The sequence below is a fragment of the uncultured Enterococcus sp. genome, from assembly GCF_913775425.1.
Taxonomy (GTDB): Bacteria; Bacillota; Bacilli; order Lactobacillales; family Enterococcaceae; genus Enterococcus_G.
Map to the genome: position 1 here is coordinate 30,451 of NZ_CAJYIS010000011.1, position 14,387 is coordinate 44,837.

17 protein-coding genes are annotated in these 14,387 nt (G+C 38.7%); 15 read left to right on the forward strand and 2 right to left on the reverse strand.

The annotated features are described in order from the left end of the window. Positions 1 to 67: 67 nt before the first annotated feature. Positions 68 to 679 (forward strand): ECF transporter S component, encoded by a 612-nt coding sequence (locus tag QZ413_RS00945; RefSeq protein ID WP_297074624.1) that lies wholly within the window; start codon positions 68 to 70, stop codon positions 677 to 679. 49 nt (positions 680 to 728) lie between these two features. Here QZ413_RS00945 and QZ413_RS00950 read toward each other — a convergent pair whose 3' ends face one another. Continuing rightward, positions 729 to 944, reverse strand: coding sequence for a ferredoxin (locus QZ413_RS00950; protein WP_297074625.1), 216 nt, complete (start codon positions 942 to 944; stop codon positions 729 to 731). 29 nt (positions 945 to 973) lie between these two features. On the opposite strand from QZ413_RS00950, the gene QZ413_RS00955 reads away from it, so the two are divergent. The 13 genes from QZ413_RS00955 (at position 974) to QZ413_RS01015 (ending at position 12,038) form a co-directional block, all read left to right on the forward strand. Then, positions 974 to 1,990: a helix-turn-helix domain-containing protein gene (locus tag QZ413_RS00955; RefSeq protein ID WP_297074627.1), complete on the forward strand. Its 1,017-nt coding sequence runs from the start codon at positions 974 to 976 to the stop codon at positions 1,988 to 1,990. Next, positions 1,953 to 3,356, forward strand: a complete 1,404-nt coding sequence (locus QZ413_RS00960) for an ATP-dependent DNA helicase RecQ (RefSeq protein WP_297074628.1) — start codon at positions 1,953 to 1,955, stop codon at positions 3,354 to 3,356. Before QZ413_RS00955 ends, QZ413_RS00960 begins: the two co-directional genes overlap by 38 nt. A 43-nt stretch (positions 3,357 to 3,399) precedes the next feature. After that, a complete protein-coding gene (locus QZ413_RS00965) occupies positions 3,400 to 4,005 on the forward strand; it encodes an SAG1386/EF1546 family surface-associated protein (protein ID WP_297074629.1) in 606 nt (201 codons plus the stop codon). Positions 4,006 to 4,066: 61 nt separating this feature from the next. Then, positions 4,067 to 4,735 carry a (d)CMP kinase gene (gene cmk, locus QZ413_RS00970; RefSeq protein WP_297074630.1) on the forward strand — a complete coding sequence of 223 codons (669 nt, stop codon included), beginning with the start codon at positions 4,067 to 4,069 and terminating at the stop codon, positions 4,733 to 4,735. Positions 4,736 to 4,857: 122 nt separating this feature from the next. Next, positions 4,858 to 6,378: a daptomycin-sensing surface protein LiaX gene (gene liaX, locus QZ413_RS00975; RefSeq protein WP_297074631.1), complete on the forward strand. Its 1,521-nt coding sequence runs from the start codon at positions 4,858 to 4,860 to the stop codon at positions 6,376 to 6,378. Between the two features lie 31 nt (positions 6,379 to 6,409). Further along, the gene (locus tag QZ413_RS00980) at positions 6,410 to 6,721 is read left to right on the forward strand and encodes a PspC domain-containing protein (protein WP_297074632.1); all 312 of its coding nucleotides are present in this window, start codon (positions 6,410 to 6,412) and stop codon (positions 6,719 to 6,721) included. Next, positions 6,721 to 7,077, forward strand: coding sequence for a phage holin family protein (locus QZ413_RS00985; protein WP_297074634.1), 357 nt, complete (start codon positions 6,721 to 6,723; stop codon positions 7,075 to 7,077). Before QZ413_RS00980 ends, QZ413_RS00985 begins: the two co-directional genes overlap by 1 nt. Positions 7,078 to 7,209: 132 nt before the next feature. Then, entirely contained in the window at positions 7,210 to 8,145 is a 936-nt protein-coding gene (hprK, locus tag QZ413_RS00990) for an HPr(Ser) kinase/phosphatase (protein ID WP_297074635.1), read from the forward strand. Between the two features lie 13 nt (positions 8,146 to 8,158). Next, on the forward strand, positions 8,159 to 8,992 hold the full coding sequence (lgt, locus tag QZ413_RS00995) for a prolipoprotein diacylglyceryl transferase (protein WP_297074636.1): 834 nt from the start codon (positions 8,159 to 8,161) through the stop codon (positions 8,990 to 8,992). Positions 8,993 to 9,006: 14 nt separating this feature from the next. After that, positions 9,007 to 10,032, forward strand: coding sequence for an NAD(P)H-dependent glycerol-3-phosphate dehydrogenase (locus tag QZ413_RS01000; protein WP_297074637.1), 1,026 nt, complete (start codon positions 9,007 to 9,009; stop codon positions 10,030 to 10,032). A gap of 12 nt (positions 10,033 to 10,044) precedes the next feature. Next, positions 10,045 to 10,968 (forward strand): UTP--glucose-1-phosphate uridylyltransferase GalU, encoded by a 924-nt coding sequence (gene galU / locus QZ413_RS01005; protein WP_297074638.1) that lies wholly within the window; start codon positions 10,045 to 10,047, stop codon positions 10,966 to 10,968. 69 nt (positions 10,969 to 11,037) lie between these two features. After that, positions 11,038 to 11,466, forward strand: coding sequence for a DUF948 domain-containing protein (locus QZ413_RS01010; RefSeq protein WP_297074639.1), 429 nt, complete (start codon positions 11,038 to 11,040; stop codon positions 11,464 to 11,466). 14 nt (positions 11,467 to 11,480) lie between these two features. Next, positions 11,481 to 12,038, forward strand: a complete 558-nt coding sequence (locus QZ413_RS01015) for a YtxH domain-containing protein (RefSeq protein ID WP_297074640.1) — start codon at positions 11,481 to 11,483, stop codon at positions 12,036 to 12,038. 34 nt (positions 12,039 to 12,072) lie between these two features. Here the strand turns inward: QZ413_RS01015 and QZ413_RS01020 are convergent, their stop codons facing one another. After that, positions 12,073 to 13,176, reverse strand: coding sequence for a Xaa-Pro peptidase family protein (locus QZ413_RS01020; RefSeq protein WP_297074641.1), 1,104 nt, complete (start codon positions 13,174 to 13,176; stop codon positions 12,073 to 12,075). Positions 13,177 to 13,356: 180 nt separating this feature from the next. Between QZ413_RS01020 and ccpA the strand changes: the two genes are divergently transcribed. Then, positions 13,357 to 14,358, forward strand: a complete 1,002-nt coding sequence (gene ccpA / locus QZ413_RS01025) for a catabolite control protein A (protein ID WP_297074642.1) — start codon at positions 13,357 to 13,359, stop codon at positions 14,356 to 14,358. The last annotated feature ends 29 nt before the right edge of the window (positions 14,359 to 14,387 follow it).

Genomic DNA, 14,387 nt, shown 5'->3' on the forward strand with positions numbered 1-14,387 from the left:
TTTTCTTTTAGAAAAGATAAATAAGCTTCTGTGAAGATGTTTCCTAAACTATTAGGAGGATATTTGAATGAAGAACACGAAGGTACAAAAAATGGTGGCTATTTCACTATTTGCAGCAATGGGATTGGTTTTACAGTTTTTCGGATTTCCGGTGATTCCGGCATTTGGATTTATGAAAGTTGACTTTAGTGATATTCCGGTATTGCTGAGCATGTTTTTATATGGACCATTAGCAGGAATTTTAACAGCGTTGATCCGTTCAGCACTTCATCTTTTGATGACAGGGGCAGCCAATCCAACGAATATCGTTGGCGATGTAGCTAGCTTTATGGCAACATCAGCATTTGTATTGCCGATGTATTATTTCTTCCAACATCGTAAACAATTAGTCTTTCACAAAGCGTTTGGTGTGATTACAGGGATCTTAGCGATGACGACATTTATGAGCTTAGCGAATTATTTTGTCATTACACCGATTTATCTATATTTCTTTAATGCAAGTGCGACTAGCTTTTTAGGGATGTCACTGGCAAAATACGTAGCGATTGGTGTGGTACCATTTAATTTGATCAAAGCCTCGCTCGTGAGTATCGTTTTCTTAGCCTTATATGCTAAATTATTGCCATGGTTATCTAAAAAACAAATCGGTACGATCCATTATCGTCAATATTCAAAATAAAAAATAGGCGGTTTGCGAAAAGCAAACCGCCTATTTTTTCGTATCCACATTATTCGATTACAATTGCACGAACCGGGCATTTTTGATAAGCTTTTAAGACAGATGTAGATTCGTCTGTGGGAATGAACTGCTTTTTTGCATGTGGTTCTTCTTTGAACAATACGATCCCTTCTTCATCATAATCAAAGACTTGTGGTGCATAGACAGCGCACAAGCCGCATGCAATACAACGTTCTGGGATCAGTGTACATGTCGTATGAGACATTTTTATTCCTACTTTCTTGAGGTGATCACTTGACTGAATTTATTTTAGCGTTATTACAAAAAAAGAACAAGTTAAAACTGACGACATTATATCAAGTACTGATTGGAAAGAAAACGTCCTCAGTATTAAGTTATGCATTTTTTATGGAGCTACTGCCTTATTTAGGTTGTTTGCCACACCTAACAGAAAAACAATACAAACAAGAAATTGACGTATTAATCAAACAAAAGCAGTTAAGAATACAAGAAGGGGTGCTTTATTTAGAGGAACAAGGCACACTGTCTTTTCTTGAGACAGATGACTACCAACATATCAACTATTTTCGTTTTGGGCGAAAAGATGAGACCGCTTGGCGTTTGATTCAATATTTTATCCAACAGTTGACTCAAACAACCCCAATGCGAGATTTGGAGATGACACCATATTACCTTCATATCATTGAGCGAGCACTTTTAAAAGAAAAGAATCAGAAAAGACACGTTTTTGACGAGTTGCATCTGTTGTTTTCACGATTGCCCACAGAACAAAGTAATTTACTGGTCGGCACGTTATCTGGTGGAACACTCGTTGGCGAAACCTTTTATCAATTATTTCCTGAGGTCAATACGGTAAAAGGACAATTATATCGTGCAAGCGCGTGGCATTTTCTCTATCAAATGATTCTAACACATCCAAATTACATCCTTTATCAAATTGTAAAGCAACCTTTTTTTGAGACCTTGAATCAGAGTGTACTGACGACAAGAAAAATGTTTTTCACAACACCAACGATCGAATCGATTGCAAAAAAACGTGGACTAAAAGCGAGTACGATACGAGATCACTTGATCGAGTGGGCAATATTAGATGAACAGTTTCCCTTTGAGCATTTTGATTTCTCATTATTTGAACAGTCGTTTTTCACCAAAGAACATATATATTTAGTATCGTATAAAGAGGTACAAGAGCGCTTAGGAATTCCTGAGGTTGATTTTTTAACCTATCGCCTCTATCAAATTAAAAGAAAGCGTGAGACACTTGCAAAAATTAGAACAACGACTATATGACCATTTTGGGTTTTCGACCTTTCGTAAAGGACAAAAAGAAACGATTGCATCTTTGTTAAATGGAAACGATACACTGACACAATTGCCTACAGGAACAGGAAAAAGTGTATGTTATCAATTAACGGGGTTATTATTAGAAGGAATCGTCATTATTGTCACACCACTGATTTCCTTAATGGAGGATCAAGTTCAAAAATTACGCCAGCAAAAAATAGCGAATGTGACCTACTTAAACAGTCAATTGACGAAAGAAGAGCGTTATTATATTTTAACGCACTTAGCAGAATACAAATTTTTATTTTTAAGTCCTGAAATGTTGCACCAAGCGCGATTGTTACAAGCTCTAAAGCAATTGCCAATCGCATTATTTGTAGTAGATGAAGCGCATTGTATCTCACAATGGGGAATGGATTTTCGCCCCGAATATCGTCAATTGCAATCGATCAAAGTGACGCTAGGTCATCCACTTACACTAGCCTTGACAGCGAGTGCGACACCTGAAGTTCGCAATGAAATCATCGAGTTGCTTTTTCCTGAAAAATATCAAACGATCGTGTACTCCGTAGATCGCCCGAATATTCAACTGTTTGTACGCCAAACAGAAGACAAATTGACTACCTTAAAAGAGGTGCTCGCTTTAGGAGAAGGTGCGACAATCATTTATTGTGCAACCCGTAAAAAAGTAGAAGAAGTCTATCAATACTTGAATGAATATTATGCTGTCGGATACTATCATGGTGGGTTGACTGCCAATGAACGCAGTAGTTTGCAACAGCAATTTCAAACGAATCAACTTCAAATATTAATTGCGACAAATGCATTTGGAATGGGGATCGATAAATCAGATATCCGCTTTGTGATCCACTATGATCTACCCGATTCGATTGAAAATTATATCCAAGAAATCGGTCGGGCTGGTCGAGATGGTCAAGAAAGTTACGCAATGCTTTTGTACCAATCTTTTGATGAGAAAATCCATCATTTCTTTCAAGAAAAATTGCATGAAGAAATTGATCAGTTGCAGTGGTTATTAAAGCAAAAAGAGCCAGAAAGACTATTACCCAAGCAAGAAACGTTGCAAACAAAATGGTTACGCGAAGCGAAAAAAAATCCTGAATTTGTACCCATGTTAATCAAATACCAAGAAGTCAAACAACAAAAGCTACTAAACATGCAAGCTTATATCAAAGAAGATGAGTGTTATCGACACGTTCTTCTAGCTTATTTTGGTGAAGACGGTTCAAACGTTCATCCTTGTTGTGCCCTAGATGGTGCAACATGGCCTACGACGCCACGCGCTCTTTTTGAAAAAACGGCACAATTACCATGGATGTCTCGCTTGGCTGAAATTTTTAAAGAAGATTAACTTTTCAAAAATTTTCTGCATATTTGAAAATAGCTATGGTATAATGTTTCGAAGAGATTATCAGGAGGGACGAATTGTGAACAAACGAAGTAACCGTTCAGATGAACAAAAAGAACCATGGGAACAACCAATTTACGAAGAAGAGACCCAAGAAAATGCATCACGATCCACACAATACAAACAAAAACGAGGCAATACACTCTTTTTATCTATTGTACTTTTTCTTTTATTTTTATGTGTAGCGATTCCTACTGTTGTTGGAATTTGGGTTCATCAACAAAAAACGGAAGCTGCAAGTTTAGTGAGCAGTAGTAGTTCAGAAGTTGCAAAAGCCTCAAGTAGTACGACGAAAACGACTACAAGTACAACTGTTTCTGAAACATCAGAAACGGTTTCTTCTAGCGAAACGGTAGAAGAATCTCAACCAGAAGAAACCGTGCCTTCTTCTAGTGCAAGTAGTGAGGTAGTCGAAGAAACGACACCTTCTAGTTCTACTGTTTCAGGAGAAACGATTGAAGTATTGTCTGGTGAAGGTCCAAACCAAATTGCTGCACGTGCAGGGATTAGTGTAGAGAAATTATTGCAATTAAATGGTATGACAATGGATAACTTCTTTTTTGCACCAGGACAACAAGTACGAATCAAATAAAAACCGCCTGAGCGGTTTTTTTTATGGGGATTGAGTCTAAACGATAAGGATTGGTAATAACATGAAAAGAATAAAAGTCGCAATCGACGGTCCAGCTTCGTCTGGAAAAAGTACTGTTGCGAAACGATTGGCGAAACAATTTGGCTTTATCTATACGGATACCGGAGCGATGTATCGGGCAGTGACTTATCTGGCTGTAACGCATAAAATTGCATTTTCAGATGCAGCAGGGTTAGTCGATTTATTGCACCGCTATCCGATTACATTTAAACAAGTCGATAAGGAACAACAAGTCTTTGTTGGTACCGAAAATGTGACAGAAGCTATCCGACAGCCTGAAATCACGAATAACGTTTCAGAAGTGGCGATGCATCAACTCGTTCGTGAGGAGCTGGTTAAACAACAGCAAGCTATCGCACAAAATGGTCAAGTGATTATGGATGGCCGTGATATCGGGACCGCTGTATTGCCTGATGCACAAGTTAAAATCTTTTTAGTCGCTAGTGTAACCGAACGGGCGCAAAGAAGATACCAAGAAAATCAAACAAAAGGGATCTTGACGGACTTAGATACATTGACAAAAGAAATCAAACAACGAGATCATCTTGATTCGACAAGAGAAATTTCACCGTTAAAACAGGCTAAAGATGCGGTGTTAGTCGATACTACGGGTAAATCAATCGATGAAGTCGTCGAGATTATTGCCCACTATATTACACAAGCACAATAACGATTCTTCTATTTTTAGAAGGATCTTTTTTTGGTACTTTAGACCTATGTGTTTTATCAAAAAATTTGGCATAATAGTCTTGTAAGCAAGAATGCTTATAAAAAAGTTTAGGAGGCATTTCCATGAATGAAAGAAAACGAATTTTAGACTTGGTGAAAAAAGGTGTCCTTTCAACGGAAGAAGCCTTGGATTTATTAGAGGGCATTGCACAAGATAAAGATGCTTCACAAATCGAAAAGGCAGCAGAACAAGTCAAAGCCAATAAAGCAGAGTCACAACCGTCAGATGAAGCCGATTTTATAGATGAAAAAAAACAAGAACAAGATCTAGAAGCAATTTTAGATGAGTTAGCGAGTAAAACGACTCGTATCTCGGCCGATTTGGATCGAGTACAAGAACAAATCAATTTAGCCACAAAAGAACGTCAGACAATCAAAGATACATTAACTGAATACTATACACACGAAGAATTAGAAGATGCTTCTTTAGAAGAAATTCAAGTACGTGAACGCTTGGAAAAAGAAGTCAAACAACTCGATCTAAAACTCGAAACGTTACATCAAGAACGTAGTGCGTTTGAAGAAGAGATGAAAGCGATCCGTCGTGATCAATGGACGTATTCTAAGGAAAAAATGAGTCAAAAATTTGATATCCCTGAAGATTGGAAAGAACAAGCATCTGAAAAATTAACGACTGCGAGCGAAAAAGTTGTCGAACACGGGACGAAATTGAGCAAAGCACTCTTTAGAACATTGCAAAATGTTTCTGATTCAATTAGTGAAAACGTTGAATGGAAAGATTTTCATATGAAAGTCCCTGGTGTGGCATCGACTAAATTTGATAAAGAATTTAGTTTTGAACCTACGGACGCTACGATCTTAGATGTCAAAATCGCAAATGGTACATTCCGTATCAAACGTTGGGATGAAGCGTTTGTTAAAGTAGATGCTAAAATTAAATTATATGGAAAATTCCATTCTGAAAATCCAGAAGCATTGTTTGCTGAAAGAAGCCAACTTGAAGTGGATCACGAAACGATTCGCTTACATGTGCCAAATAAGCGCGTACGGGCTGATCTTACTGTCTATTTACCTATACGTGTATACGATCATGTGTCGATCAAGATGTTAAATGGCACGATCGAGGTAGAAGAGTTGGAAGCAAAAGACGTCTATATGAAGACGACAAATGGGGATATCGTTCTTCATCATATCGATGCGACTATGCTGGAATTAGAAGGTGTCAATGGATCGATTGGAATCGAAGCAGGAACGATTCGCGATACCGTGATCGAAAACATTAACGGTGCGATCATTTTGACTACAACTCCGGAAACAGCACTGGTATCTTTAGTCAATGGTGACGTTAAATTGACGTTTGAAGAAGAAACGTTACGCAAATTACAAGCTTCTTCTGTCAATGGGGATGTCAAAGTGGCGCTCTCACCTACTTTAGGACTGGCTGGTGTGGCGAAGACGAATATCGGGGCTGTCCAAAGTCGCTTGACCAATTATGAGATCATTCGTGAAAAACGCGAAAAAATGAATCAATTGTTAGAATTCGAACGAATTACAGAAAATATGGCACAAATCGATGTGTCCACCACCACAGGTAGTGTATACTTAAAAGATACACAAGCATAATCGAAAGTGAAAGAATAGAAAGGTGATCATTATGAAAAAAAGATTAACAAAATCTTCAGACAATCGCGTAGTCTCTGGGGTATTAGGGGGGATTGCAGAATATTTTGGATTTGATCCAACCATTGTAAGGCTCATCTATGTCGTTCTTTCATTAATGTCGACGGGCTTTCCAGGGATCTTATTGTATATCGCGTTAGCCATTATTATGCCAAATGGTACTACGCGTCAAACACGCTATGGTCATGATAATCCATATTACCAAAATAACAATCGCTCTACCCGTAAAGAAGCGGAAAAAGTCGAGCCAGATCAAACAAATGATGAGGATTGGAGCGATTTCTAGTGAATTATGTGCAACGACTGATTATGAATATTTTAACGTTCATTTCGCTTTCGGTGTTGTTGCCTCAGATGGTTCATGTCCAAAGTTTGTTTACAGCGTTTCTTGCTAGTGTGATTTTGTCGGTCCTAAATGCGTTTTTACGTCCGATCTTAGTTTTTCTCACGCTTCCTTTAACGTTTTTGACGCTCGGATTGTTTAGTTTTGTTGTCAATGCTGCGATTTTGCAAATAACGTCTAGCTTAGTAGGTGTATCCAAATTTGGTTTTTCATCTTTTGGGGCAGCGTTATTGGTAGCTGTGATCATGTCGTTGATCAATATGATTGTAACGGAACATCGTTTACAAAAAATCGAGTAAAAACAGGTATATCGGTTCACGATATGCCTGTTTTTTTTTACGAAAAATGAAATATCCTAGATAGATGATAGGAATTTCACACATACAATGATAAAATATAACAGTACTCAGCATAGAAAGAGAGGTCTAACTATGACAGAATCAGTGAAGATTCGTGAATTAACTCAAGCACTAAATTTAGAAATCGTAACTGGAAATGAAGTGGCACTCGAAAAAGAAATTTTTACCGGGGATATTTCACGACCTGGCTTAGAATTGACGGGCTATTTTTCGTATTATTCCAACGATCGCTTGCAATTATTTGGCAATAAAGAAATTACGTTTGCTCAACGTATGATGCCAGAGGAGCGTTTAATGATTTTACGTCGCTTGTGTTCAGATGAAACACCGGGATTTATTATTTCAAGAGGTTTAGTGGTCCCAGATGAAATGATCCAAGCATGTGAAGAACATCAGATCCCGATTTTGCGTTCAAAGGTATCGACTTCAAGACTACTTGGTGAAATCTCAAGTTATCTAGAAGAACAGCTTGCAACCCGTACAAGCATCCATGGAGTATTAGTCGACGTGTATGGTTTAGGCGTATTGATCCAAGGAGATAGCGGAATCGGAAAAAGTGAGACAGCATTAGAGCTGATCAAGCGAGGGCATCGATTGATTGCCGATGATCGAGTAGACGTCTTTAAGAAAGATGATTTGACGCTAGTCGGGGAACCTCCAAAAATTTTAGAGCATTTAATTGAAATTCGGGGGATTGGGATCATTGATGTGATGAACTTATTTGGTGCCAGTGCCGTACGTGGTTCCATGCAAGTACAACTAGTCGTATATCTTGAAAATTGGGCGAAAGATAAACAATATGATCGCTTAGGAAGTGCGGATGAATCGATGGATATCAGCTCGGTTCAAATCCCGCAGATCAAAATCCCAGTTAAAACAGGACGAAATGTTGCGATCATCATTGAAGTGGCTGCGATGAACCATCGTGCACGTTCAATGGGATTTGATGCAACAAAATCATTTGAACAACGCTTGAGTCGTTTGATCGAAGAAAATTCAGCGGAATAAAGGAGCGTTATCAATGGTAGGATATGTCAATCGTGTGGCATTTGAGTTATTTGGCTTGCCGATCTACTGGTATGCCGTGATTATTATTTCTGGTGTCGTGATTGCAATGGTGTTAAGTTCCAGAGAAGCAGAGCGTGTCGGGATGAAAGCAGATGATGTAACTGATTTTATGCTCGTTGGCTTACCGTTATCCTTTATTGGAGCACGATTCTATTATATTTTATTTGATCTGCAACCTTATTTAGCAGATCCAATTCAAGTATTTAATATTCGTTCTGGTGGTTTGGCTATCTATGGAGGATTGATTGTTGGGGCAATTTGGTTGTATTATTTTTGCTCACGTCATTTTATTTCGATGTGGACATTTTTAGATATCGCCGCACCAAGTGTAATGATCGCACAATCGATTGGACGATGGGGAAATTTTATGAACCATGAAGCCTTTGGTGGTGAGACGACACGTTCATTTTTAGAGTCGCTTCATTTACCACAATTCATTATTGAAAATATGAATATCGATGGCGCTTATCGCCAACCAACATTTTTATATGAATCCATGTGGACCTTTATTGGGTTCATCGTATTAGTAGGATTACGTCAAAAAACGGGACTGTTGAAACAAGGTGAAGTCGCTTTAAGTTATGTCATTTGGTATAGCTTTGGTCGGATGTTTATCGAAGGGATGCGAACGGATAGTTTGTATTTATTCGGGGATATTCGCGTGTCTCAGTTATTGTCGTTTATTTTACTGATCAGTGCCATTGGGGTATTTATTTGGCGCCGCCGACACAATCAACCATTAAAATCATACGATCGTAGTCATTGGAAAAACCAATGGATCGTCTAAAAGTGAGGAAAATTATGAAACAACAACGGATTGCAGTTTTAGGTGCAGGATCTTGGGGAACCGCGCTTGCTCAAGTACTAGCCGAAAATGGCCATCAGGTCACGCTTTGGGGCAATAATGAAGCGCAGATCAATGAAATCAATCAACAACATACAAACAAACGGTATTTGCCAGAATTAGTGTTGCCAACAAGCATCAAAGCAGAATACGATCTGGCACGAGCGATTGAGCAGACGGATGCGATTTTGTTTGTCGTACCGACGAAAGCGATTCGTTCAGTCGCAAAAAACGTTGCTGCTTTATTAACCCATCAACCACAAATCATCCATGCTTCTAAAGGGTTGGAGCAAGTGACACATACAAGAATCTCACAGATCTTAGAACAAGAGATTCCAACGAATAAACGTCAAGAGATCATTGTATTGTCTGGTCCTAGTCACGCTGAAGAAGTTTCACGCCGTGACATTACGACAATCACAGCAGCTTCTGTGAATGAAGCTGCTGCAACGTACGTTCAAGCGCTATTTATGAACGACTATTTTCGTATTTATACCAATCCAGATGTGATTGGCGTCGAAACTGGTGCAGCATTGAAAAATATTATCGCAATCGGTGCAGGTGCACTAGTAGGATTAGGTTTTGGTGATGATGCCAAAGCGGCGATCATGACACGTGGTTTAGCTGAAATCAGTCGTTTAGGTGTGGCGATGGGAGCAGATCCATTGACCTTTATCGGTCTAAGTGGTGTAGGTGATTTGATTGTAACGTGCACGAGTGTTCACTCAAGAAACTGGCGCGCAGGGCACTTACTGGGTCAAGGACACTCGCTAGATGAAGTGTTAGACAACATGGGGATGGTAGTTGAAGGTGTTTCGACAACCAAAGCCGCAAAAGAGTTGGCAAGTGAACTAGGTGTTGAAATGCCAATCACTGAAACGATTTATGATGTATTGTATGAAGGAAAAGACATCCAAGTGGCGCTAAGAGAGATCATGTTGCGCGATGGCAAAATCGAAAATGAATTTTCTATTGAAGAATAAAGGAGCAATCACATGAAAGTAAGAAAAGCAATTATTCCAGCAGCGGGTTTAGGCACACGTTTTTTACCTGCAACAAAGGCAATGGCCAAAGAAATGTTACCAATTGTCGATAAACCAACGATTCAATTTATCGTAGAAGAAGCGTTAAAATCAGGAATCGAAGATATCTTGATCGTTACAGGAAAAGGGAAGCGTCCAATTGAAGACCATTTTGATGCAAATCTTGAATTAGAAATGAATCTAAAAGAAAAAGGCAAGTCAGAACTCTTAAAATTAGTGGAAGAAACAACCGAAGTCAATTTACACTTCATCCGTCAATCTCATCCATTAGGATTAGGGCATGCTGTATTGCAAGCAAAAGCTTTTGTAGGCAATGAGCCCTTTGTCGTGATGTTAGGTGATGATTTGATGGAAGACGAGGTGCCACTAACGCAACAGTTGATCAATGATTATGAAGTCACACATGCCTCAACGATTGCTGTGATGAACGTTCCTCATGAAGAAACGGTCAAATATGGCATTATCAATCCAGGTGAACAAGTAGAACCAGGTCTATATAATGTTAAAAACTTTGTTGAAAAACCAAGTACTCCAGATGATGCTCCAAGTGATTTAGCGATTATCGGACGTTACCTTTTAACACCAGAGATTTTCCAAGTTCTTGAAACTCAAAAACCTGGAGCTGGAAATGAAATCCAATTAACGGATGCGATCGATGAATTAAATCGGACACAGCGCGTATTTGCACGTGAATTCTTAGGGAAACGTTCGGATGTGGGTGACAAATTTGGATTTATGAAAACAAGTATCGAATATGGTCTAACGCATCCAGAAGTAAAAGAGAATCTGACTCAATTTATCATTGAATTGGGACAAGAATTAAGTGCAAAACAGCCAAAAATCAGTGAAACACCAGAAAATTCGGAAGAAGCATAGTTTATATTTGTCGAAAAATCAGGGAAATGCTATGCTTGTTTTAAATAGTTTAAGGAAGGGAGTGTTGGTATGTCAATCGGACAAATCGCCGCTTTAATTGCAGCGTTAGCGTTTGTGGTCTTAGTGTTCTTTATTATTCGATTGCTTGGTAAAGTTACACAAACCGTCGATAAAGTTCAAAAAACCGTTGATTTAGCTAATGAAACGATTACCATCGTGACAAAAGACGTGGATGTATTGTCACGCGAAGTAGAAGGGTTGCTCGTGAAAAGCAACGAGCTACTAATCGATGTAAATCAAAAAGTAGCAACAATCGATCCTTTATTTACAGCGGTAGCAGATTTAGGAACTTCCGTTTCAGATTTAAATTATTCTAGCCGTAACTTGCTTACACGTGTGAGTTCATTGGGACGTACGACGGCGAAAGCAACAGTTGCTGGTAAAGTAGGGCAAGCAGCATCAAAATATTTTTCAAAAAATAAAGAAACAGCTAAATAAAAGGAGGAATTTTCATGGGTAAAACAAGTGGATTTTTATTAGGTGCAATTATTGGTGGAACAGCAGCAGCGGCAGCAGCGTTATTATTGGCGCCAGAATCAGGTAAAGAAATTCGTGGAAAATTAGCAAAACAAGTTGATGACTTGATGGATGCTGCTGCTGATTACTCTGACGTAGCTAAGGATAAAGGCCTTGATTTAGCCGAAATCGCAAAAGATAAAGCAAGTCAATTGGCACAACAAGCTGACGGTTTAGCAAGCACTTTAAAAGGAAAAGTAACGGATGCAAATGATGAAATGATGGATACGACTTCAGAGTTGACAGATGAAGTCAAAAAACAAACAGATGAATTATCTGATCGTTTCAAAAAAACGGCCAATGAAGTTACCAAACAAAGCAAAGAGCATGCACAAGATATCTTTATTGAAGTCGATGATGCAGCAAAAGATGCAAAAGAAACTGTCCAAGAAGGTAAAGAAGAAGCAAAAGATGTCGCAAAAGATGCAACAGATGATGCAAAAGCGATTACTGAAAAATTACAAGATGAAATCAAAGAAGAAGCAAATAGTTAATTAAAAAACACGCGCCCATATGAGCGCGTGTTTTTTAATTTAAGATCATTAATTCTTTTGGCGTAGTTGTAAATGGCTGACAGCCATCTTTTGTCACATAGACACAATCTTCAATACGAACACCGACTTGATTTGGGATATAGATTCCAGGTTCTAATGAAAAACACATGCCTTCTTCGATAATAAGATCATTGCCTTCAACGAGTGAAGGATATTCGTGTACAGAAGCGCCAATACCATGTCCTAGACGGTGATTAAAATACTCACCATAACCATATCCTGCAATCACGTCACGCGCGATTTTGTCTAGTTCACTTGCCAAAATACCTGGTTTAACAGCTGCTTGAGCAGTTAATTGTGCTTCGAGCACGATTTGATGGATCTTTTGTTGCAAAGCAGTAGGCTCTTTATAGGCTACTGTACGTGTTGCATCCGAGCAATAGCCATTGGCAATCACACCTAAATCGAACAATACGAGTTGATTTGCTTCAATTTGATGTGCGCCAGGTGTGCCATGAGGATTGGCTGCATTTTCGCCAGCCAATACTAATGTATCAAAAGACATGTGCGAGATTCCTTGTTTTTTTAGGTGGTATTCAATTTCGGCTACAATTTCTTGTTCGCTGATCCCTTCTTTGATCGCTTTGAAACCAATTTCAAATGCAACATCAGCCCAAGAACCAGCGGTAAGTAACTTGTCGATTTCTGCAGTTGTTTTGATTAGCTGCATACGTGCAATTTCTGGCGTAAGATCAAATGAAAAGCGTGTCTCTAAAAATGCAGATTGGATGGCTTCAAAGCGATCTAAAGTCAACGCCCCTTTTTCTAAGGCCATCTCTTTTGGAAGACCATAACGCGCAGTGATTTCCGTTTTGATTTTTTCAAACGGGGACTCATTGTCTAAATAGCCTACGACATCATAGGAAAAGCCACTATGTTCGGCTTCTTTGACATCTAAAGCCGGTGTGAATAAAAATGGTGCACCTTCAGCAGGGACAAAGAGCGCTAAAATCCGTTCATGTGGTTCGCTTTCAAATCCTGTGAAATATGCGACAGAAGCAGGATCGCTAATATAGGCTAATGAAATATCATTTCGCTTTAGCCAATTCGTCAATTCGGTTAATTTTACATCGTTCATCTACTTGTTCCTTCTTTCTACATCGATTCAATCCATTTTAACATTGATTTCAAACGGTGACTAGAAAGTAAATTTCATGAAAGTGACAATAAAACGGTTGCATAATGTTTGTTTTTTTGCTATTCTTAATAGGAAATGTAAATAAGATTTTCTGAAAAAATATAAGAACGGAGCACTATCATGGAAAAACAAACGATTACTATTTATGATGTAGCCCGCGAAGCAAATGTTTCGATGGCGACAGTTTCTCGTGTAGTCAATGGGAACCCAAATGTAAAACCAGTGACACGAAAAAAAGTTTTAGAGGTCATTGATCGTCTAGACTATCGTCCTAATGCTGTAGCTAGAGGACTGGCAAGTAAAAAGACGACCACAGTAGGTGTCATCATTCCAAACGTTAGCAACATGTTTTTCTCTTCACTAGCTCGTGGAATCGATGATGTTGCAACTATGTATAAATACAATATTATCTTAACCAACTCAGATGGTGAAAGTGCAAAAGAAGTTTCCGTATTGAATAATCTGTTAGCTAAACAAGTAGATGGGATTATTTTTATGGGACATCACATTACTGATGAAATCAGAGGCGAATTTTCACGTTCGAAAACACCAGTTGTTTTAGCCGGATCGATTGATCCAGATGAACAAGTGGGTAGTGTGAATATTGATTATACTGCAGCGACAAAAGAAGCGGTGACATTGCTTGCTAAAAATGGCAATGAAAAAATCGCATTTATCAGTGGGGCGTTGATTGATCCAATCAATGGTCATAATCGCTTATCAGGTTATAAAGAAGCATTGAAAGAGGCTGATTTAGCCTACAATGAAGGATTGATCTTTGAGACACCTTATAGCTTTAAAGATGGATTAGCTTTAGTGGATCGCTTATTAAATAGTGGTGCTACAGCGGCTTATGTAACAGATGACGAATTAGCGATCGGAATCTTAGATGGATTATTAGATCGTGGAATTAACGTACCAGAAGAGTTTGAGATCATTACAAGCAATAACTCACTCTTAACAGAAGTGGCTCGTCCGCGCTTAACTAGTATTAGCCAACCGCTATATGATTTAGGTGCAGTATCGATGCGTTTATTGACCAAATTAATGAACAAAGAAGAAGTGGAAGAAAAAACGATCACGTTACCTTACCACATCGTTGAAAAAGGATCTTCTAAATAAACAAAAGGATGTGCCGTTTGGCACATCCT

Coding starts and splice junctions, on each gene's coding strand:
- QZ413_RS00945 (WP_297074624.1), top strand. CDS start 68: ATGAAGAACACGAAGGTACAAAAAATGGTGGCTATTTCACTATTTGCA.
- QZ413_RS00950 (WP_297074625.1), bottom strand. CDS start 944: ATGTCTCATACGACATGTACACTGATCCCAGAACGTTGTATTGCATGC.
- QZ413_RS00965 (WP_297074629.1), top strand. CDS start 3,400: ATGTTTCGAAGAGATTATCAGGAGGGACGAATTGTGAACAAACGAAGT.
- cmk (WP_297074630.1), top strand. CDS start 4,067: ATGAAAAGAATAAAAGTCGCAATCGACGGTCCAGCTTCGTCTGGAAAA.
- liaX (WP_297074631.1), top strand. CDS start 4,858: ATGAATGAAAGAAAACGAATTTTAGACTTGGTGAAAAAAGGTGTCCTT.
- QZ413_RS00980 (WP_297074632.1), top strand. CDS start 6,410: ATGAAAAAAAGATTAACAAAATCTTCAGACAATCGCGTAGTCTCTGGG.
- hprK (WP_297074635.1), top strand. CDS start 7,210: ATGACAGAATCAGTGAAGATTCGTGAATTAACTCAAGCACTAAATTTA.
- lgt (WP_297074636.1), top strand. CDS start 8,159: ATGGTAGGATATGTCAATCGTGTGGCATTTGAGTTATTTGGCTTGCCG.
- QZ413_RS01000 (WP_297074637.1), top strand. CDS start 9,007: ATGAAACAACAACGGATTGCAGTTTTAGGTGCAGGATCTTGGGGAACC.
- galU (WP_297074638.1), top strand. CDS start 10,045: ATGAAAGTAAGAAAAGCAATTATTCCAGCAGCGGGTTTAGGCACACGT.
- QZ413_RS01010 (WP_297074639.1), top strand. CDS start 11,038: ATGTCAATCGGACAAATCGCCGCTTTAATTGCAGCGTTAGCGTTTGTG.
- QZ413_RS01015 (WP_297074640.1), top strand. CDS start 11,481: ATGGGTAAAACAAGTGGATTTTTATTAGGTGCAATTATTGGTGGAACA.
- QZ413_RS01020 (WP_297074641.1), bottom strand. CDS start 13,176: ATGAACGATGTAAAATTAACCGAATTGACGAATTGGCTAAAGCGAAAT.
- ccpA (WP_297074642.1), top strand. CDS start 13,357: ATGGAAAAACAAACGATTACTATTTATGATGTAGCCCGCGAAGCAAAT.